The organism is Actinobacillus capsulatus DSM 19761 (genome assembly GCF_000374285.1).
Taxonomy (GTDB): Bacteria; Pseudomonadota; Gammaproteobacteria; order Enterobacterales; family Pasteurellaceae; genus Actinobacillus; species Actinobacillus capsulatus.
Genome location: NZ_KB893940.1, coordinates 79,413 through 100,359, shown reverse-complemented (window position 1 = coordinate 100,359; position 20,947 = coordinate 79,413). Strand labels below are relative to the sequence as shown.

General features: G+C 41.2%; 18 protein-coding genes and 1 pseudogene. 8 read left to right on the top strand and 11 right to left on the bottom strand.

Features of this window, described 5'->3' with window-relative positions; all coding sequences use genetic code 11:
* Window positions 1–48: 48 nt before the first annotated feature.
* The 3 genes from wecB to wecA are packed head-to-tail and all read right to left on the bottom strand — an operon-like array spanning window position 49 to window position 3,178.
* Window positions 49–1,188, bottom strand: a complete 1,140-nt coding sequence (gene wecB, locus C228_RS0108465) for a non-hydrolyzing UDP-N-acetylglucosamine 2-epimerase (protein ID WP_018652203.1) — start codon at window positions 1,186–1,188, stop codon at window positions 49–51.
* Window positions 1,172–2,092 carry a Wzz/FepE/Etk N-terminal domain-containing protein gene (locus C228_RS0108460; protein ID WP_018652202.1) on the bottom strand — a complete coding sequence of 307 codons (921 nt, stop codon included), beginning with the start codon at window positions 2,090–2,092 and terminating at the stop codon, window positions 1,172–1,174. Before C228_RS0108460 ends, wecB begins: the two co-directional genes overlap by 17 nt.
* A gap of 15 nt (window positions 2,093–2,107) precedes the next feature.
* A complete protein-coding gene (gene wecA / locus C228_RS0108455) occupies window positions 2,108–3,178 on the bottom strand; it encodes a UDP-N-acetylglucosamine--undecaprenyl-phosphate N-acetylglucosaminephosphotransferase (RefSeq protein ID WP_018652201.1) in 1,071 nt (356 codons plus the stop codon).
* A 429-nt stretch (window positions 3,179–3,607) separates the two neighbouring features.
* On the opposite strand from wecA, the gene hemL reads away from it, so the two are divergent.
* The gene (gene hemL, locus C228_RS0108450; protein ID WP_018652200.1) at window positions 3,608–4,888 is read left to right on the top strand and encodes a glutamate-1-semialdehyde 2,1-aminomutase; all 1,281 of its coding nucleotides are present in this window, start codon (window positions 3,608–3,610) and stop codon (window positions 4,886–4,888) included.
* An 88-nt stretch (window positions 4,889–4,976) separates the two neighbouring features.
* On the opposite strand, the gene nagA is transcribed toward hemL, so the two are convergent.
* From nagA to C228_RS0108420, 6 genes are read right to left on the bottom strand one after another with little or no spacing between them, the layout of a single operon-like run.
* Window positions 4,977–6,122, bottom strand: a complete 1,146-nt coding sequence (nagA, locus tag C228_RS0108445) for an N-acetylglucosamine-6-phosphate deacetylase (RefSeq protein WP_018652199.1) — start codon at window positions 6,120–6,122, stop codon at window positions 4,977–4,979.
* Window positions 6,123–6,173: 51 nt separating this feature from the next.
* Window positions 6,174–6,977, bottom strand: a complete 804-nt coding sequence (gene nagB, locus C228_RS0108440) for a glucosamine-6-phosphate deaminase (protein ID WP_018652198.1) — start codon at window positions 6,975–6,977, stop codon at window positions 6,174–6,176.
* Window positions 6,978–7,024: 47 nt separating this feature from the next.
* Window positions 7,025–7,903: an N-acetylneuraminate lyase gene (gene nanA / locus C228_RS0108435; RefSeq protein WP_018652197.1), complete on the bottom strand. Its 879-nt coding sequence runs from the start codon at window positions 7,901–7,903 to the stop codon at window positions 7,025–7,027.
* A 20-nt stretch (window positions 7,904–7,923) separates the two neighbouring features.
* Window positions 7,924–8,796 (bottom strand): N-acetylmannosamine kinase, encoded by an 873-nt coding sequence (locus C228_RS0108430; RefSeq protein ID WP_018652196.1) that lies wholly within the window; start codon window positions 8,794–8,796, stop codon window positions 7,924–7,926.
* A 9-nt stretch (window positions 8,797–8,805) separates the two neighbouring features.
* Window positions 8,806–9,495, bottom strand: coding sequence for an N-acetylmannosamine-6-phosphate 2-epimerase (locus C228_RS0108425; protein WP_018652195.1), 690 nt, complete (start codon window positions 9,493–9,495; stop codon window positions 8,806–8,808).
* 37 nt (window positions 9,496–9,532) lie between these two features.
* The gene (locus tag C228_RS0108420; RefSeq protein ID WP_018652194.1) at window positions 9,533–10,126 is read right to left on the bottom strand and encodes an SGNH/GDSL hydrolase family protein; all 594 of its coding nucleotides are present in this window, start codon (window positions 10,124–10,126) and stop codon (window positions 9,533–9,535) included.
* A 262-nt stretch (window positions 10,127–10,388) separates the two neighbouring features.
* Between C228_RS0108420 and menD the strand changes: the two genes are divergently transcribed.
* Together menD and menH are read left to right on the top strand one after the other, a co-directional pair.
* Window positions 10,389–12,095, top strand: coding sequence for a 2-succinyl-5-enolpyruvyl-6-hydroxy-3-cyclohexene-1-carboxylic-acid synthase (gene menD, locus C228_RS0108415; protein WP_018652193.1), 1,707 nt, complete (start codon window positions 10,389–10,391; stop codon window positions 12,093–12,095).
* Window positions 12,095–12,859, top strand: coding sequence for a 2-succinyl-6-hydroxy-2,4-cyclohexadiene-1-carboxylate synthase (gene menH, locus C228_RS0108410; protein ID WP_018652192.1), 765 nt, complete (start codon window positions 12,095–12,097; stop codon window positions 12,857–12,859). The genes menD and menH overlap by 1 nt, the downstream gene beginning before the upstream one ends.
* Window positions 12,860–12,920: 61 nt before the next feature.
* On the opposite strand, the gene C228_RS0108405 is transcribed toward menH, so the two are convergent.
* Together C228_RS0108405 and C228_RS13510 are read right to left on the bottom strand one after the other, a co-directional pair.
* Window positions 12,921–14,003 (bottom strand): HupA family protein, encoded by a 1,083-nt coding sequence (locus tag C228_RS0108405; RefSeq protein ID WP_018652191.1) that lies wholly within the window; start codon window positions 14,001–14,003, stop codon window positions 12,921–12,923.
* Window positions 14,004–14,128: 125 nt separating this feature from the next.
* Window positions 14,129–14,800 (bottom strand): annotated as a pseudogene (locus C228_RS13510) (ATP-binding protein); the annotation flags it as partial.
* A 162-nt stretch (window positions 14,801–14,962) separates the two neighbouring features.
* Here C228_RS13510 and C228_RS0108395 point away from each other — a divergent pair.
* The 5 genes from C228_RS0108395 to C228_RS0108375 are packed head-to-tail and all read left to right on the top strand — an operon-like array spanning window position 14,963 to window position 20,918.
* On the top strand, window positions 14,963–15,622 hold the full coding sequence (locus tag C228_RS0108395) for a heteromeric transposase endonuclease subunit TnsA (RefSeq protein ID WP_018652189.1): 660 nt from the start codon (window positions 14,963–14,965) through the stop codon (window positions 15,620–15,622).
* A complete protein-coding gene (locus tag C228_RS0108390) occupies window positions 15,615–17,528 on the top strand; it encodes a Mu transposase C-terminal domain-containing protein (protein WP_018652188.1) in 1,914 nt (637 codons plus the stop codon). Before C228_RS0108395 ends, C228_RS0108390 begins: the two co-directional genes overlap by 8 nt.
* The gene (locus C228_RS0108385; protein WP_018652187.1) at window positions 17,528–18,421 is read left to right on the top strand and encodes a TniB family NTP-binding protein; all 894 of its coding nucleotides are present in this window, start codon (window positions 17,528–17,530) and stop codon (window positions 18,419–18,421) included. Before C228_RS0108390 ends, C228_RS0108385 begins: the two co-directional genes overlap by 1 nt.
* Entirely contained in the window at window positions 18,379–19,497 is a 1,119-nt protein-coding gene (locus C228_RS0108380; protein WP_018652186.1) for a TniQ family protein, read from the top strand. Before C228_RS0108385 ends, C228_RS0108380 begins: the two co-directional genes overlap by 43 nt.
* On the top strand, window positions 19,458–20,918 hold the full coding sequence (locus C228_RS0108375; RefSeq protein WP_081618476.1) for a hypothetical protein: 1,461 nt from the start codon (window positions 19,458–19,460) through the stop codon (window positions 20,916–20,918). The genes C228_RS0108380 and C228_RS0108375 overlap by 40 nt, the downstream gene beginning before the upstream one ends.
* Window positions 20,919–20,947 lie beyond the last annotated feature (29 nt).

Below are 20,947 nucleotides of genomic sequence, written 5' to 3'. Positions count from 1 at the left end.
ACCGTATAGCTTACAGGTGGTAAAAAAGCTTTATGACCGACACAAAGCTTATGAATAGAAAGTTTGTTTAATTGCAGTCACGATACGTTGGCAAGCCTGACCGTCACCATAAGGATTATGCGCTTGCGCCATCGCTTGGTAGGCGTTCTCGTCTTGTAACAAGCGCTCTACTTCCGCAATAATTTTTCGGGTATCCGTCCCCACCAAACATACCGTGCCAGCTTTAATCGCTTCTGGACGTTCGGTGGTTTCACGCATCACCAATACCGGTTTGCCTAACGCTGGCGCTTCCTCTTGAATACCGCCGGAATCGGTCAAAATCAAATAAGATCGATCCATTAAATAGACAAACGGCAAATAATCCTGAGGCTCAATTAAAAAGATATTCTGAATGCCGGTTAACAAACGGCTCACCGGCTCATGCACATTCGGATTTAAATGTACCGGATACACAATTTGTACTTCGGGATGCTGATGCGCAATCTCTACCAACGCTTGGCAAATACGTTCAAAACCTTGTCCGAAACTTTCTCGGCGATGCCCGGTCACTAAAATCATTTTTTTAGTATGATCCAAAAACGGGTAATATTCAGCTAATTGCGTTGCAAGCGGTTGATTATGCCCAATTTTTTGCAAAATACTTAATAGCGCATCAATCACCGTATTACCTGTGACCCAAATCGATTGCTCTGCCTTACGCTCTTGCAATAAATTGGCTTTCGCCTCTTGGGTCGGTGCAAAATGATAGTTAGCAATCACACTCGTTAATAAGCGATTACCCTCTTCCGGAAACGGCGAATATAAATTACCGGTTCTAAGCCCCGCTTCAACGTGTCCGACCGGAATTTGCTGATAATAACAAGCTAATGTTGTCGCGAATGTGGTGGTGGTATCACCATGTACCAACACAATATCCGGACGATACTCTACAAATACCGCTTGTAGCGCTTGCAAGATTCGCACGGTAATATCAGTGAGGTCTTGTCCGGACTTCATCACATTCAGATCAAAATCAGGTCGAATCTCAAACAGTTCCAATACCTGATCCAGCATTTCTCGATGTTGTCCAGTTACGCACACTTTGGCGTTAAATGCCGGATCATCCGCTAACATTTTTGCCAACGGTGCCATCTTGATCGCTTCAGGACGTGTACCAAAAACGGTTAACACATTAATTTGTTTCGCCATTACCTTGCTTTCTGCTCAATAAACCCGAAAAAGAAACCAGCACGATACCGAATAATAATCCGCTTAATCCGCCAATCATTAACCAAAGCGATTGATTAGGAGAATAAGGTGAAAGCGGAACATTCGGTGCTTTGACGAAACGAAATGCTACCAATTTATCATCCAGCGGTTGCACTGAACGCATTAAAGCTAATTTTCCATTCCAATCTTGTGCCGCAATTTGATTTCCTTGTTGCGTTGCACCTAATTTGATTTCCGCTGCCGTTTTCACTTGTTGAAATAAGATTTTCCATTTAGCAATCAGTTCCGCATTTAAGGTTTGTTTCGTCTGTTGATTAGCAAACGCAATAAATTGGCTCAGTAACTGTTGCGCTTCTTCCGGATTGACTGACGATACGCTTAAACGATCCGCCAGTTGACGTTTTGAAGCATTATCAAACACAAACTGAGTTGCCATTTGCTGTGCCATCACGGCAATCGGCTTATTTTCAAGCTGAGCCTTTAATTTCACCGTTTCCGTTTGCGCTAAAAAATTTACTAACACATCGACTGACGTAAGATTTCGTTTAAATTCCTCATACGCCTCCTGTGCCGCAAGTTCTTCCGCTTTTTGTGACACCGCCGGTGCTAAGGAAAGCGCACTTTTATCGTCTTTTAAGACATGGTAAGTAACATTATCACCACCGTTTAAAAAACTATAAGTCGAATACAGGGCATAGTAATTGCCAAGTTCTAATACTCTCGGCTGATCAAACTGTGCGACCGATTTCCATACTGGTGTTTGTAACTGCGCTAAGCCAAAAGCAGCGCCCGCACCGATGGCGGTAGTGAAAATAAGCGTTGTCGTACCTTTACATAATCTTTTGAAAAAGGCACTTAGGCTGATTGATTGCTGTTGTTGCATAACAAAACCTTATGATTATTGCTCAAGTTTCAGCTTTCTTTTTGCTCTACGTTTCATTCGGCGAATCAAACGAGTAACACGCCAAGCATGCGTAATTGAGTAAGCATAGATAAAGAACAGCGCAATAAACCCAATAGTCATCACCCACTGATTCCAATAGTAATATTCGCCTAACACGCCGATGGTGGAACAAATTGCCGCCCCGAAGGTAATCACCGCTAACGCTTGGCGCGAAGTTAATCCCGCACGCATCATTAAATGGTGTAAGTGTAAGCGGTCCGGCCGAAACGGGCTTTTGCCCTTTTTCAAGCGGCGAATAATTACCGCCACCATATCAATCAGCGGCACGGCAATCAGCCATAAACCGGTAATCGGGCTAATCGTATGCCCTTGACCTTGCGTGCTGAGTAACAGAATCCAAATAATAGTAAAGCCAATCAGGGTACTGCCCGAATCGCCCATAAACACTTTCCATTTTGCGCCGAAAACACTGAGGTTAAACAGCGCATACGGAATCAATACGACAATAATCGCAAAGCACCAATAAGCTAAAGTGTATTGTTCATCCAGCCACATCAACACACCGATACCGGCAAAACTGGCACTGGAAAGCCCCGCCAATAAGCCATCAATTCCATCAACCATGTTAAAGGCGTTAATCACCCCGATGGTCACTAACACAGTAAAAATAATACCCAACACACCGAGTTCAATACTAAACGGTGCAATTACCTGACCTAAGCTATCCAACGAAAGCCCGTTATAAATCATCAAACCGGCTAGCGTTGCTTGAATAATGGCACGAATAAACGGACTGACGTCAAAGCGGTCGTCTAACACACCGATAATCAGCAAAGACGTTACCGCCGTTAAATACAGCCGCGGTAAGCGCATATCTTGCCATTCCATAAAATAGAAGGTGAGATTGCCTAAAAATAAAGCAATACCGCCAATTAGTGGAATAAGCCCTTGGTGGCGCTTACGATAGTTAGGTTTATCCACCAAGCCGATTTTTTCCGCGACAGGGCGCATAAAAATGAGACTGGCGAACGAAACAATAAAAACAGCTATAAAAGTAAGCCACATAAAGGGTTTACTCCCTCAAAACGAATATACAAAAATGTGTGCAGAATATCATAAAGGGGCGGACTCTCAAATTTTTTTAGGTTATTTGGGCTTTTTTTTATAAAATGGATGAATATAAAGTTTGCTTTATTTGGTTTAATCACAACCTTAGAAAATCAGTTACATATTCTCTCCATTACTTTTCTTTGCTTCGCCAAAGAAAAGTAACCAAAAGAAAGGCGACCCTACTTCACTGCTTATCTTCACTTAGTTGTAATTTGTTTAACGGAACGTTTTAGATTCGCTTCGCTCAAGAAAAATGTTCCTACAAATTTCAACACGCTCAGGCAGTTCAGAAGGGAACTCATAGCGGTTATTTTTAAACTATTTTTTGTAAAGCAGAACCTTGTCGATCAACGCTATTCAGAATTTCAATTTAAGGAATCATTTATGTCTAAATCAGAACAACTGTTTGAAAAAGCTCAGAAAGTTATCCCCGGTGGTGTAAATTCACCGGTGCGCGCATTTAAAGGCGTAGGCGGAACACCGGTATTTATCCAAAAAGCGGAAGGTGCGTATATTACTGATTCGGACGGTAAGCAATATATTGATTATGTCGGTTCTTGGGGGCCAATGGTATTAGGTCATAATCACCCGGCAATTATTGATGCGGTATTGAAAGCGGTACCGAACGGTTTAAGTTTCGGTGCACCGACCGAAAGCGAAATTACTCTCGCTGAATTGGTCACCAAACTAGTCCCTTCTATCGAATTAGTCCGTATGGTCAGCTCAGGTACCGAAGCAACCATGTCGGCGATTCGTTTAGCACGCGGTTATACCGGTCGTGACAAAATTATCAAATTTGAAGGCTGTTACCACGGACATTCCGATTCGCTATTAGTAAAAGCCGGTTCCGGTGCGTTAACCCTCGGTCAACCAAGCGGCCCGGGTGTACCGGCTGATTTTGCGAAGCACACGCTCACTTGTACTTACAACGATTTAGATTCGGTAAAAACCGCTTTTGAACAATATCCAAATGAAATTGCGTGTTTAATCGTTGAGCCTGTTGCCGGCAATATGAACTGTATTCCGCCGAAAAATGATTTCTTAAAAGGTTTACGTGCTTTATGTGATCAATACGGTGCGGTGTTTATTATTGATGAAGTAATGACCGGTTTCCGTGTTGCATTAGGCGGTGCGCAAGCCTATTACGACGTTAAACCGGATTTAACTACACTCGGTAAAATTATCGGTGGCGGTATGCCGGTTGGTGCATTTGGCGGTAAAAAAGAGATTATGGAATACATTGCACCGACAGGGCCAGTATACCAAGCGGGCACGCTTTCAGGTAACCCGATTGCGATGGCAGCCGGTTTAGCTTGTTTAACCGAACTATCCAAAGCGGGCAACGAAGAGAAACTTGCCGCACAAACTAAAACATTGGCAGAAGGTTTTAAAGCATTAGCGGATAAACATAACGTACCGTTAACCGTACAATATGTCGGCGGTATGTTCGGTTTATTCTTTACCGAACAAGCGGAAATCAATAATTACCAAGATGTGATGAAATGCGATGCGGCGAAATTCAACCGTTTCTTCCATTTAATGTTAGAACAGGGCGTGTATCTTGCCCCAAGCGCATTTGAAGCAGGCTTTATGTCTCTTGCACATAGCGATGAAGATATTCAAGCGACATTAGCAGCGGCTGACAAAGCGTTTGCAGCACTCTAATCCATAAAACAAGCGGTTAAATTTCAATGTTTTTTGCAAAACTTTCTCGAAATTTAACCGCTTGTTCCATTCAATGCTTATTCAATTCTTAGCTAAAAGCGTTCCATTCACCGTTGACTGCACAACCAATCACTTCAAAACGGTTGGTAAAAACGGTCAGATTCGCAATTTTACCCACTTCAATCGAACCTAAACGATCATCAACACCAATCGCTTTCGCCGGATAGTAATTACACATTCTCAGCGTTTCGTCTAACGGAATCCCCACTTCTTGCACCGCATTTTTAACCGATTCGATCATCGTAATTGATGCACCGCCTAAAGTGCCGTTAGCGTCATAGCATTTACCGTCACGCACATACACCGTGGTACCGACAAAATCAAATTGTTCGATATCCGAACCTGCCGCTGCGGTGGCATCGGTGACGATACAAAGCTTGTCGCCTTTAGCTCGTTTGGCGATTTTAACATTACCAAATTCTACATGTAAGCCATCCACAATAATACCGGTATAAACCTCATCGCTGTCTAACACAGCGCCGACAACGCCCATTGCACGTCCGGAACTGATCGGCGACATCGCATTGTGTAAATGGGTAGCAAAGGTTGCACCGTTAGCAAACGCTTGTTTTGCCACTTCATAAGTAGCGTTCGAATGCCCAACCGACACAATAATGCCGCTTTTTACAAAATCGGGAATCACTTTTGCGGTCGGGTTTTCCGCTGCTAAGGTAAGTTTGGTGATTACATCAGCGTTATCACATAAAAACTGCTGCATTTCGGGGCTGATTTCACGCACATATTCAGCACGGTGTACACCTTTTTTCTCAAGGCTGAGATAAGGGCCTTCTAAATGTAAACCGAGCGCTTGATTTTGATATTTCTGCAAATAATCACGCATCGCCGCGACTACTTGTTTCATTCCCTCATCAGGCGCAGTAATAAAGGTCGGCAAATAACTCGTGGTACCGGAACGTAAATTAGTTTGTTGCATAATTTCAAAAGTGCGAACTGTTGGTTCACTATTTACCATCACACCGCCACAGCCATTTAGCTGTAAATCAATAAAACCGGCGGTAAGATTATGCCCTTGTAAATCAATACGTTGGATATCGTCCGCTAATTGTTCTTCACGTACAATCGCTTGAATTTTGTCATCTTCAATAACAACTGCGTGCCCATATAACACATCTTTAGCGGTATAAATTACACTGTTGGTGAAAGCATATTTCATTCTTGTTCTCCAAAGGAAAAGGTCTGTTAATAGTGTAACAGACCTTAAAACTTACAACACGCTTTGAATCGCATTTGCTTCTAGTTGGGTGAAATATTTCACGGTTTTGACTTTGAGTTCTTGGGTTGCCTGTTCGTCACACACCACAATCCCTCGTTCATGCAGTTGCAAGGCACTGACCGTCCACATATGATTTACCGCACCTTCCACACAAGCCTGTAATGCCAACGCTTTATTGTGGCCGGTAATCAGCAACATTACTTCTTCCGCATCTAACAAGGTTGCCACACCAATGGTTAACGCATATTTCGGCACTTTAGTAATATCATTATCAAAAAAGCGAGAATTCGCAATCAAAGTATCTTCAGTGAGTGTTTTAATCCGAGTACGTGAACGTAAAGAAGAAGCCGGTTCGTTAAAAGCGATATGACCATCCACACCGACACCGCCCATAAACAGGTGAATTTTGCCGTACGACTGGATTTTCTCTTCATAACGGCAACATTCCTCATCATGATCCTCGGTATTGCCGTTCAAAATATTGATATTTTGCGGCTGGATATCGATGTGATCAAAGAAGTTACGGTGCATAAAGGTATGGTAACTCTGCGGGTGTTCCTTAGGTAAGCCTACATATTCGTCCATATTAAACGTAACCACGTGCTGAAAGCTCACTTCGCCGGCTTGGTATAAACGAATCAATTCCTGATAGGTTTGTAGCGGCGTACCGCCGGTCGGTAAACCTAACACAAAAGGACGATCAGCAGTCGGCTGAAATTGATTGATTCGTTCAACAATATGGCTAGCAGCCCAACGGCTCACTTGCTCACTGGTTTGTAATGGGATAAGACGCATAATATTTCCTAATTATTGTTGTTATATATATGACAAGCGGTCAAATTTTATAAAAATTTTGCATAAAGCGCTTTTGCCACTTCAAGTTGTTTGTCCGTTGCTTTGGCGGTCATCGGCTCACGGCAATAACCGGCTTCTACACCTTGTAATTTAAGTAATTCTTTAATGGTGAGATATAAACCGTTCGCTAAAATGCCTTCAATCAAATCATTGGTAACGTGTTGTACTGCTAACGCTTCCGCCAATTTACCTTGTTTGGTTAATTCAAAAATTTGACGAGCGCGCGGTGCGTTCACGTTAAAGGTTGAACCTATTGCACCGTCCACACCTAATGCCACCGCCGGTAACATCATTTCATCAAAACCCGCCCAAATTAAATGGTTCGGATAGGCTTTTTTCAAACGTTCTAATAAATAGAAATCGCCTGCGGTAAATTTCACCCCTAAGATTTTCGGATTTTTATACAATTCGCCAAACTGCTCTACACCGATATTCACACCGGTTAAGAACGGAATCGAATAGACGATCATATTGTTGCCGGTTTCCGCAATAATGGTGTCGTAATAATGTTTAATTTCGGCAAAACTGAATTTGTAATAGAACGGCGTCACTGCTGATAAACAGTCATAGCCTAATTCGGTTGCATATTTACCTAATTCGACCGATTCTTGTAAATTCACACTACCCACTTGAGCAATCAACGCAATTTGATCTTTCGCTTCGTCTTTTGCGATACGGAAAATTTCTTTTTTCTCTGCGGTAGAAAGCATAAAGTTTTCGCCGGTTGAACCGCCAACATATAAACCGTCCACTTTCATTTTGTCGATATTATGACGAATAATTTGGCGTAGGCCTTGCTCATTAATTGAGCCGTCTTCATTGAATGCCACGAGTAACGCACTAAAAATACCGGTTAAATCTTTCATATTATGTTCCTTAAATTTAATTAAAAATATTGTTCCGCCCATGCTGCCGCACCGATTAAACCGGCATCGCCGCCATATTTCGCCGCTTCCAATTCACAATGATAGAAATGCGGCATTTCGGCTAAATATTGTCGTACGAGCGATAAATAACCTTCCGCCAAGCCGACACTGCCTCCAATCACCACTTTTTGCGTATCCAAACCAATGGTTAAATCCGCCACTAAATTGGCGATCGCTTTTGCAGATTTTTCGACTAATTCGACCGCTTGTACTTTGCCGACTTGGAATTGCTCAAACACTTGTTTCGGTGTACAAGGTTCCGTCCATCGGCTTGAAACCGCTTCAATCGCTCGCCCGGAAGCGATCGCTTCCACACAACCTCGGCGACCACAGCCGCAAACAGGTCCATTCGGATCGGCTAAAGTATGCCCGATATGCCCTGCTACGCCATTCGGTTGAATCAGCAATTTGCCGTTTTGGATAATGCCGCCACCAACCCCGGTTGAAACGGTAATAAAGACGAAATTTTCGACCGCTTGTTTATCTTGATGTTGATATTCGGCACAAGCCGCCGCTTGCACGTCATTGAGTAAGAAAATCGGTTTGTCAGTATGGCGTGCGATACTTTCCTGCAACGGAAAAAAAGCTAATCCGCCTAAATTTTTCGGATTTAATGCGGTTAAAACACCATTATTGATAATACCGGTCGAAGCCACCGAAACTGCATCAAACTGCCCTTGGTACTGTTGCAAAATGTCCGCTAAAGTGTAGTGCATCGCCTCTGCCTCATCTTGTTGTGGCGTGCTGATTTGTCGGCGTTGGGAAATGAGTCCATTTTCGACTAACGCCGAGGCAATCTTAGTGCCGCCAATATCTAATGCTAAACAACGCATAAACGCCTCCTAAGCTTTCACCGTTTTGATTGCATCGGCAAACCAACCGACAATATGTTCTAGGCGAGTTAATGCCGAACCGACCGTGACGCAATCCGCGCCGATTTCAATCGCGGTTTTTGCCAGTTGTGGTGAGTTATAACGCCCCTCCGCCATCACAAAACAACCTGCTGCTTTTAAGTCTTTAACTAACTGATAATCCGGTTCATTCGGTACTTCCCCGCCGGTATAACCCGACATTGTGCTACCGACAATATCAAAACCGAGTTGTTGGCAATATAGCCCTTCTGCCAAGGTCGAACAGTCCGCCATTGCCAAACAACCTAGCTCGTGAATCCGTTTCAACGCCGCTTCAATCGTGACCGGTCGCACCCGATCCGTACCGTCCACCGCAATAATATCTGCACCGGCTGCCGCTAAATCTTCAATATCTTGTAAAAACGGCGTAATGCGTATCGGGCTATCCAGTAAATCACGTTTTACAATCGCAATGATCGGCGCTTTTACAGTTGGACGTGTTGCCTTTAAATTATCTACCCCTTCAATACGTAACCCTGCCGCTCCCCCAATAATCGAAGCTTGTGCCATTGCTGCGACAATGTCCGGCCTATCCATCGGGCCGTCATCAACCGGCTGACACGAGGCGATTAAACCGTTTCGAATCGTATTTAATATTTCCGTACGAGATAACTTTGACATATAAACTCCTTGAGTCTGTTATGCTGTTCAATACACATTACACATAAGCTTCTAATAAGCGGCGTAAGATCGCATAACCCTGTAAATTGAAGTGCAAACCGTCCGTTGTGAATGCTGCATTGAGGTTTCCCTCTGAATCCGCAAATGCGTCAAAGGTTTTAATAAAAGTAAGATTTGCCGGACAATGTTCGCTGAGATAGGCATTAAGCTGCTGAATTTGGCTGTTTGTGACCGTATGAATATGACGAACAGGCGTGGCTTCCAGCAAGAAATAACGGGTATTTGGCATTGCAAGCGGTTGAATTTGCTGAATAATTTGCAATAACCAATACATGACTTGGGTAGGAGAATAGTCAGGATCTTTCACAATATCATTCACGCCTAAGAAGAGAAAAACCTTTTGCCCTAATGAAGTAATGCGTTGCGGTTTCGCAATCACATCTAAGTATTGGCGGGTACTCACACCGGAAATACCTAAATTTGCCACCGACAAACCATTAAGCGTCAGTTCATGTTGCCAATCACTCCACATATCAAATAAAGAATGACCAAGCAAACTGATGTCCGCAATACGTTTAAACTCCTTATTTTTTGCGAGATAACGCCGAACGATATCCTCATCTGATAACATTTCTCCAAACCTCATAAACCTTATGAATAAACACACCATTTATTATATCCATAATGGAGTAATTTTCATTTAGTAAAATAGAAATATGTGAACTACTTCTCATTAATTCTTGGAAAAACATCAAAAAACAATGAAATTAAAAGAACAAAAATGGAATAAAATGCATATATAAGCGGTAATTTTCCACCTATTTTTTACAGATTTTGTTACAATCTTGCTATTTAGTGAAAATTCAACCAGCTATTAAGAACAGAGAAGAGATATGACAGTCAGCACCTTTAACCGCTCTTGGGCAAAAGTAATTGTGAATGCCTTATTACGTTATGGCGTGAAACATTTCTGTATCGCACCGGGTTCACGTTCAACACCTTTAACACTCGAAGCGCTTCAGTTGCAACAAGACCAACAAGCGCAATGCCACAACCATTTTGATGAGCGTGGCTTAGGCTTTTTTGCCTTAGGTATTACTAAAGCGACCAATGATCCAGTAGCGATTATTGTGACCTCAGGCACAGCGGTGGCAAACCTTTACCCTGCCGTTATCGAAGCCAGTCTCACTCATCATAAATTGATCGTACTTTCTGCTGATCGCCCACCGGAATTAATCGGCTGTGGTGCAAATCAAGCTATTCCACAACAAGGTATTTTTGCTAATTATCCGGTTGCGAGCGTTAATTTACCCAAACCGGCAGAACACTATAACGCAAACTGGTTAGTCGCAACTATCGAGCAAGCTTGTGTCACGCAAAGCCAACAAGGCGGCGTAGTACATATCAATGCGCCGTTTGCCGAACCGCTTTATGAAGCGAATGAAAGTGCAATTAGCACGCTCCCATGGTTAAAACCGATTCAAAGCTGGTTAATCAATTCACAAACAAAATGGATTAACAGTCAAACGATTCAAAGCGAAGTGTCAATGCACGAAAATTGGGATTACTGGCGTACCAAACGCGGCGTAATCGTGGTCGGTAAATTACCGGTCGAACAAGGCATCGGCATCAAAGCATGGGCGGAAACGCTCGGTTGGTGCTTACTTACCGATGTACAATCTTGCGTAGATGCAAGCTTACCGTATGCTGATATTTGGTTGTCTAATAACACGGTTCATCAACGCTTGCTACAAGCGGATATCGTGATTCAATTCGGTAGCCAAATCGTGAGTAAAAGAGTGAATAAATTCCTTGAAAAATTTAAAGGCGAGTTTTGGCAAGTGGATGAATACAGCAATTACCTCAATCCATTTGCTCATCATCAAACCCGCTTTGTGGCAAAAGCGCACCATTTCCTACGTGTGCATCCGCCGCTTCGCCAAAAACCGTGGTTATTAGAGCCGCTGGCACTTTCACAATTCTGTGCCGGTTTTATTGAGCAACAAGTCGGCGGTAGCCTAAACGAAGCTTCATTAGCACACCATATTGAAGAAGTATTGGCAACTAACGGTAATTTATTTATCGGTAACAGCCTCTTCGTGCGCTTAGTCGATGCGCTATGCAAATTACCTGAAGGTTATCCAGTTTATACCAACCGTGGTGCAAGCGGCATTGACGGTTTAATCGCAACCATGGCAGGTGTAGCAAAAGGTAGCGGTCAACCGACTGTCGGTGTGCTTGGAGATATTTCTGCATTACACGATTTGAACTCTATCGCCTTACTCAACAAAATCAATCACCCTTGCATTTTGTTTGTGATTAATAATAGCGGCGGTGCGATTTTCGATATGTTACCGGTGGAGGCTAGAGCCAAAGAACAATTCTACCGCTTATCGCATAACTACGAATTTGCATCAATTGCAACCATGTTTGGCATTGAATATATCCGCCCGTTTACTTGGGCAGATCTTAAAGCCAAACTGAAACTCGCTTATGGACGTAAAGGCGTGACTATCGTTGAAATTAAAGTGAATGATCAAGACGGTAGCAACCTTTATAAATCGTTAATCAAACAAATCTCACAAGCGGAAATTGCCTAATGCTCCACGCAACATGGCACAGTGAAACGGGTACGCCGGTGGTGTTTCTGCACGGTTTACTCGGTTCACAACAAGATTGGCAAGCGGTGTTAGACCGCTTGCAAAATTTTCCACAAATTAGACCGCTTACCGTTGATCTCCCTCTACATGGCGCAAGCGAACATATTGTCTGCCACGGCTTTACTCACGCTAGAGAACTCATCCATCAAACCATCTTGCAATATATCGGCAATCAGCCTTTTTATTTGGTCGGCTATTCGTTAGGCGGGCGTTTAGCGTTGGACTATGCGCTCAATGCCAATAATCCTCATCTCAAACATACTATTCTTGAAGGGGCAAATATCGGATTAGCGACGGATGCGGAACGCCAAGCGCGTTGGCAAAATGAGCATCAATGGGCGGAACGTTTTCGCCACGAGCCGATAGTGAAAGTATTAAATGATTGGTACCAACAAGATGTTTTTGCCAATTTAGACCAAAATAAGCGGTTCAATTTAATCGAAAAACGACAAAACAATAACGGATTAGCCATTGCGGCTATGCTAGAAGTTACCAGTCTTGCTAAACAGCCCTATTTTTTACCATCACTTTCTAAATGCGATTTAAATATCACCTTTTTGGTTGGTGAGCATGATCCCAAATTTAGAAAAATCGCATCGGAAAATCGACTCAATTATAGAATTATTCCTTGTGCCGGACATAATACACACTTAGAGACCCCACAATTTTTTACCAATTATCTGATTGAGTTAATGAAAAAGTAAAAAAGCTATCCTAGAGGATAGCTTTTAAATTAATAAGAAAATATTTATTGAGCCAAGTTATTTACTGCTTTTTTTCTGTCGCCGTAGCACCGATTACACCGCGCCATTTTTCGCTAACAGCACTTCCTGCCAGCACCTCTCCATTTTTACCGAAAATACTGCCGGAAAAATTCGCATCTGGAGTTAATTTTGTCGAATCACTATCTATTTTAGTATATAAATTGGCATTTAAAATCGTTCCATCACTATCTACTGTCGCTCCTTGAACACGGTTTATCGGTAATTTGGTACGTCCCGTTTCTCCTAATTTCCAATAATGATCACTATTACCAAAAACTTCCATTGACAACATCTTAGTCGAATCATTATAAGCCGCTTGTACGTTTGCTACTAGTTTTTCATTCGAATCTTTATAGCCATAGAACATATTTCCCGTATATTCTATAGATTTAGCCGGACGAATTTTCTCAGCATCATTCATAGATAGCAGATAATGTTCATTCAGGTTAATTTCATTCTTACTAGTATTCGCATCTTCTCTAACTTGACTCAATTGCATATACCCATAGTAACCTAACAATTTACCGGAAGAGTCTTTTAAGGTCATAATATCCTGATTTGGAATTGAATTCGTTACTTTCAGATCTTTACGATTAATTTCATTATTCAAAATAACAATACTCACTTTCTCGTGATCATCCAACCGTATATCCAATAAAGTATCTGCAACACTAAGTTCTCCCTCCGAAATATCCTTAATACCTAATTCCTTAAGAATTTCCGCATTACTTTTATTCTTAGGTTCTTCTAACTTCTGAGCATCTTTTTGTGGAGAACCTAATTTTGGATCCATTACTTGCGGTTCGTCTACTTTTGGGCTTTTCTCTTGTAGGTTATTTTCTTTCTGTTTCTCTACTTTTGGGCTTCCCATCAGTGGAGCAATACTTTTTGGTTCTTCCACTTTCGGACTATCCGCTTGCGGAGCTTCCTCTTTTTTTGGTTGCTCCGCTTTTGGGGCTGGTATATTCGTTTTAGGCGTAGGCTCCGTATTTGGTTGAGCCGATGAACCTGAAGAGCCGCCGCTACACGCGGTAATCACTAAACTCGCCACTAACGTGGTCATTAATTTTGTTGCAATATTCATTAAAAAAATTCCTTATACTTAAAACACAACAATAAACACTATAATTTACAATAAACAACTAAGAATCATAAATATAAGTAAATATAATATCAATAAATAAAATTTAAATCTCGAAAGTTTACAATTCAATCATGTTGCAATCGCTGTAAAAGCCTATCCATCGCCCGATAGCCTAGTGCTTCGGCAAGATGGATTTGTTGAATATGCGGTTCGTTAGCCAAATCGGCAATTGTGCGGGAAACTTTTAAGATCCGATGATAGGCACGCACCGAAAGTCCTAATTTTGTCAGCACATTTTCTAGAAATAGCGCATCTTTTTCAGCAAGGTGACAATCACGTTCGATTTCTTTGGTGGTTAACTTGGCATTAATTTTTCCAGCTCTCGCCATTTGTAATTCTCTTGCCAAAAATACCCGCTTGCGTACTTGCTCGGTGGTTTCGCCCCGGTTATCGCTACTTTGTAATGCGCCTTTTGGTAATAAAGGAACTTCAATCGAGAGATCGAAACGATCTAAAAACGGGCCAGATAAACGATTTAAATAACGCATCACTTGCTGCGGAGAAGTACGGTTGTGCGTGCCTTGATAATGTCCTGTCGGGCTAGGGTTCATTGCTGCAATTAATTGAAAACTGGCGGGGAATTGCACCTTAGCATTGGCTCTGGAAATAATAATCTCACCGGCTTCCAACGGCTGGCGTAATGCGTCCAATACTTTGCGTTCAAACTCCGGCAGTTCATCTAAAAAAAGCACGCCATTGTGCGCCAAACTGATTTCACCCGGTTTAGGAATAGAACCACTGTTAAATCTATAAATAAGTGGCATAATAGGCAAAAATTAGAACGGTAGAATAAGGCTTTAGCCTATTTTTTTACTCTTTAAAGATACTATTTCAAGGCGAAAACTATGCGAATAGCTTTCAAATTATTCTAAAATATATTAATAGAAGTCAAATTATTTATGAAAACAGAAAAAACCTTTAAACAGGTTCGTAAGATCAAGCCAACACGCTTTAGTATATCAGGTTATCTCCCCTTTAAAGAGGGAGTCAGCATACCTTATGAATCCACCCTTGAGCGAGATTTCCTACTTTATTTCACTTACCTGCCAACGGTTGAGGAAATCATTGCTCAACCTGCACGCATACTGTTTGTAAAAAACGGTATAACTTATCCTTACACACCTGATTACTTGATTCGTTTTAATGACGGACGACGCTCACTTTTAGTCGAAGTTAAACCGAAATCAAAATGGCAGGCACATTGGAAAGAATGGAAAGAAAAATGGAAAGCGGCAATGGCGTTCTCCAAACAGAACGATTGCATCTTCCACATCTACGATGAGGATAAAATCTACCACACGGCTTTCCTCAATATTAACTCATTACAACACTACAAAAGATTGCAATGCGATCCCGAAGATATTCAAGCGGTGCTTTCTCAAGTGGAGTTAATGGGTATGACGAACATTGATTACCTGATGGCACGCTTCTTTGGCGGTTCACTTTATCGCGGACAAGGGCTACGCATCATCTATCATTTATTGGCAAGCAAACAATTAACCTGTAACTGGTTTGAGCCAATTACCGAATTTACCGAAGTATGGAGGGAATATGACTAATTCAGCTAATTTCATTCATCCACGCCATCACCCAAAATTAACGCGTGGACGCATAATCTTAAAGAAAGGCAATATCTATATAAATCGCGAGGACGGCGAACAATATGAGCTGGTGGAATATCTTGATGAAAATGCACAAGTCCTAATCAGAAACCTTCATACACGCCAATGCAAAATTACCAGCATTTATCAGCTTGAAAACGTGAAAATTAACGAGCGTGAAGATTTATCGGTAGATTTAAGCGAAATCAGTGATGAATACTGGGGAAAAGCATTAGAACGTTATGAAATGATTAAGCCGTTATTGGAAGCAGATCAACCTATCAAGGAACGTGCAGCGGAACTGGGCGTAAGTGTGCGTAGCTTATATCGCTGGCTAAACGCGTATAACTCACTCGGCTCTATTGCAGGATTAGTCGAACGTAAGCGCGGCTGGGCGAAAGGTAATTCACGTTTAACCAAAGAGCAAGATGATTTGGTAACAATGGTGATTAATGAGTTCTACTTGCACAAACAACGCCCAACAATGGAGCAGACCATTCGTGAAGTGCAACGTGTGGCAAGTCAAAAAGGTATTCCAAGTCCTTGTCGTCGTACAATTAGTTTGCGTATTTTGAGTATTTCAGAAGAAGAAAAATTGCGTAAACGTGGGCAAAAGGAAAAAGCGAAAAATAAATTTACACCGAAGCCAAACAGTTTTCCGAATGCTGTTCGTCCTTTAAGTGTTGTTCAAATCGACCATACACCTGTCGATCTAATTATTGTAGATAACCAATATCGCAAACCGATTGGCAGACCTTATTTAACATTAGCAATGGACGTGTATAGCCGAATGATTACAGGGTACTACCTGTCACTTGATGCACCATCAGTAACATCAGTTGCAATGTGTATCGCTCGTAGTATTTTGCCTAAAGAACGTTTACTACTCGACCATAATGTAAAAGGTGAATGGTCGGTATTTGGTTATCCCGATAAGATCCACGTTGATAATGGTGCGGATTTCCGTTCATTAGATTTATCGAAGTCTTGTGAAGCTCATAGTATTGCCCTTGAGTTCCGTCCTGTTGGACGACCTGAATTTGGTGGGCATATTGAACGAGTAATCGGCACATTTATGAAAGAAGTTCACGGTTTAAGTGGAACAACTTTCTCTAACATAAAAGAGAAAGATACTTATCAATCAGAAGCCGAAGCGGTGATGACCTTAGATGAATTTGAAACGTGGTTAATCAATTACATAGTAAATGTGTATCACAAGCGCACTCATTCCGCGTTAGGTATGTCGCCAGTTCACAAATGGCGATTAGGAATTTTTGGTGATAGCAACAATGCTGGTAGTGGTTATCATCAAATGCCAGCTGATGAACAAATGTTACTACTTGATTTCTTGCCAAGTGAAAAACGAACTATTCAGCATAATGGAGTAACGATTGATGGCTTACGTTACTATGATGCTGCGTTGAATATGTATATCAACGATTCAGATGAAAATGGTAAGAGTAAGGAATTTTTATTCCGTCGTGACCCTCGTAATATCGGGAAAATTTGGTTCTACGATCCGAAATTGAAGCGTTATTTCCCTATTCCGTTTGCAGACCAATCTTTACCTGATATGAGCATTTGGGAATACAAACAGGTTCGCCAGTTCTTAAAAGATAAAGATGAAAAGCTCATTCACTCACAGCAAATTTACGATGCTTTAACTGAAATGCGTGATTTGGTTGAACAATCGGCACAACGTACGAAAAAAGCACGCCGACAGGCTCAACGGCAGAAAGTCCATGCAAAAAGTAAGGTGGTTATTCCAACCGCATTACCTGAAAGTAAGCCAACAGAACAAGTTAAACAACCTGCTTCTAACTTGCTTTTAGATGATAATTTCATGTTTGAGGAGATTGAGTAATGGAAAAGCAATATGAGTATATTCACGAAAAATTCCGTCATCTAGTGACAGCAAGCAATCAAGAACGGATTGAGTTTTTAGATGAACCACGTTGGGTTGGTTATGCCGTTGCGAATAAGATTATTGATAATCTCGTTTCTTTGATGCATAAACCCAAACGCCCTCGTATGTTCAATTTGCTTGTCATCGGGGATTCAAATAATGGAAAAACCACGTTAATACGCCATTTTTATAATTTACATGGAACGCCTTTTGTTGATTCGAAAGCTGATGGTAATTGCCCTATTATTTTAGCGGAAGCACCGCCGAGCGCGAATGAAAAGGAGCTTTATATTTCATTATTGGAGCGTTTTTATATTCCCTATCGGACAACAGATAGTGTTGCTAAATTACGTTATCAAACGATTCACTTATTCCGCGAGTTCAAAGTAAAAATGTTGATTATTGACGAGTTCCATTCCTTATTGGTTGGCACTCCACGCCAGCAACGGCAGGTAATGAATGCAATTAAGATGTTGTGTAACGAGCTGCAAATCCCGATTGTGGGTGTTGGTACGCGTGATGCCATTCGAGTGCTACATACTGACCCTCAACACGCCAGTCGTTTTGATGTCGCTGAATTGCCAACATGGAAATTAGATAAGGACTTTCAAAAGTTACTTTTCCAGTTTCAAGGTATCTTACCTTTGAAGAAATGCTCTAATCTTCAATCACCTGAACTCGCAACTCGAATCCATACGATTTCAGGCGGTAACTTAGGGAATGTGCATCGCTTATTAATCGCTTGTGCCGTTGAAGCTATAAACACTGGTAGTGAGCAAATTACGTTAGACATTATCGAGAAAAACTCATGGGTACAACCAACACAGGGCTTCCGAAAAATTATCGGATAAAATCAGGTGTTATTAGAACATCAATACAGCTAAATGAAAGCATTAGTTCGTGGTTGATTCGTGCAGCATTAGATTGTGGCACTGAGCCATTAACGTTCACGGGATTTTATTGGGATAAATTACGGTTGTGGACGTATGATTTAGACAGAGGGTTTGAACCTATTCAGCAACAAATCTATTCTGATATTTGTGCCTTATCTCTAAATGGGATGGTAAACCTAGAAACTCACTCTCTTTATTCCATATTGAAACAGATTAATGGTGAACAAACCTTAAGGAAAGGTCAGGCTAAATGGGTAATTCCGAGAAGCTCACGTAATCGCTCATATCGTAGTGGTCAGCCTTATTGTTCATGCTGTTTAGATGAAACACCATACTTACGAAATGAATGGCGTTTAGCGTGGTATTTTGGTTGTCTGAAACATCAAACATTACTTGAGACAAAATGTTATTGTTGTGGGGAACTATATCAACCGCATTTACTGTCTGCGGATAAAAGGCAACTCAATTATTGTCATCATTGTGGTGAAAAGTTAAATCATCACTCTGATTTATCAAGTAAAACGGAAATTGAAACGCTAAAAATACTAGATTTTGTTTTTACAAAAGGTATTGGTAAATGTTTTCAGAAACAAGTTAATTCTCAAGAGTATTTTGCTATTTTACGTTATTTTATTAATCTCCTTCGTCGCGGAGCAATAGTAAAATCTTCTCATGCTATTGCAAGGTTTCTTGAACAGTTAAGTATATCACAAAGTAATCTATGCCAACCTAAAACAGCATTAGCATTTGAATTGTTACCGATAGATGAACGTAAAAATCTTTTGGTGAATGCTGTAAAAATTCTTCAGTTATCTTCTGAAGCAATTATTTATGCGATTCAGCGAAGTGAGATTACACAAAAAGCCTTTGCTTTTGAAAATTACCCTTCTGAGCTTGATTTACTATTCAAGCATGCAAGAGAAGGTAGAGAAGTTAATCGAAAAACAGTAGCAAATAAGCCTACAATTAATTCTAATTTAAGTCTTAACCGTCAATGGGAACGCTTAAAACGACAATTACAAATTGCAGTATGAAAATTACCAAAATTCGTTCTCAAAACAAGAATAGTTGCTCCATTTGTGACAAAGCTCAGGTAACGCGCAAGTTCCAAGAAGAATGTTATTGTGCGAATTGCTACGCTCAATGGTTTAAGAAAAAGACTTGTAAGCGATGCGGACAACTCAAACGTATTCACAAAGAAAGTGAACATTGTCTTGAATGCGAAAAACTCACAGATTGCGTGCGTTGTGGTAAAACGGCAGGAACATTTGAAATCGGAATGGTAAGTCGCTACGGTGCGGTGTGCAGTTCCTGCACTCGTTATTTCCGAGAGGAAATTGAATGCTCAGAATGTAGCAATATGACTCGTGATAGATATCGTTCACCAGTAACGAACAAATCTGTTTGTTTACAGTGCTATCGCAGATATACTTTTGTAACTTGTAAGAATTGTCGCCGTTACCGTAAAGTCCATAACCAAGAGAAGCAATTGTGCAAGAAATGTGACGAACAGCTACTTTCAACTTGCCCGAAATGCAAAGGTGAAATGCCGTCTGGTTACGGTAATGTATGCCCTAATTGTGCAAGACGAAGTTTATTGTTCAATATGATTCGCCTGAATGGACATATCCTGCGTAATAAAGCAGTTAAAACTGCCTACAAGAAATTTATTTTTTGGTATATGCGAAAATGTGGTATTAGTGTTGCACTGTATAAAGGTGCGGATTTTATGCGATTCTTCATTGATTGTGATGAAATTTGGCAACAAATTCCTGATTATGCAGAGTTAGTTACTCACTTTAAACCAAATGGATTGCGTGCCAATCTCACCGTATTACGTTGGTTACTTGATACTAATCAGGTCACGGTTGATGAATCATTAAAAGGCGAGTTGGCTGAGATAGAACGCATACAGGCTCTATTTAATAAGTTAAAAGAATCAGTACCTTGTATTGCAAGTTACTACAAAGATTTACAGCAACGTTATGATAGCGGTAAAACATCACTTAAATCGGTACGATTAGCTTTGCAACCAGCTATCGACTTAATGAGTTCTCAAAAAGTTACAGACTATCCTACACAGGAACAGTTAAATAACTACTTGAGTGAGAAAACAGGTCAAATTGCGGCAATTACAGGCTTTATTAATCACCTGAAATCGGCATATCGTAGTGAGTTAAAGATTGACCGTAAACTCATCCAACAGATGAAAGCGAAACAGCTTAAAAAGCATTATTCGAAACGTTTAGTAGAACTCTACAAGCAAGCGGAATTAACCGCAACCGAGCAAATGGAGCTGGTTTCTGCTGTGTTATACAGTTTGCACGGTATCGAAATCAAAAAGCCAAAACCTGATGCCATTTTACTGTTAGATGGTGTGGCTTATTACCGTGACAACACGAAGGATTATTTCCTTCCACAAGACATCTATCTGCGCATAAAACCGCAGTTTTGACGAGAAAAAATGTTATTTTTGCGATCTTG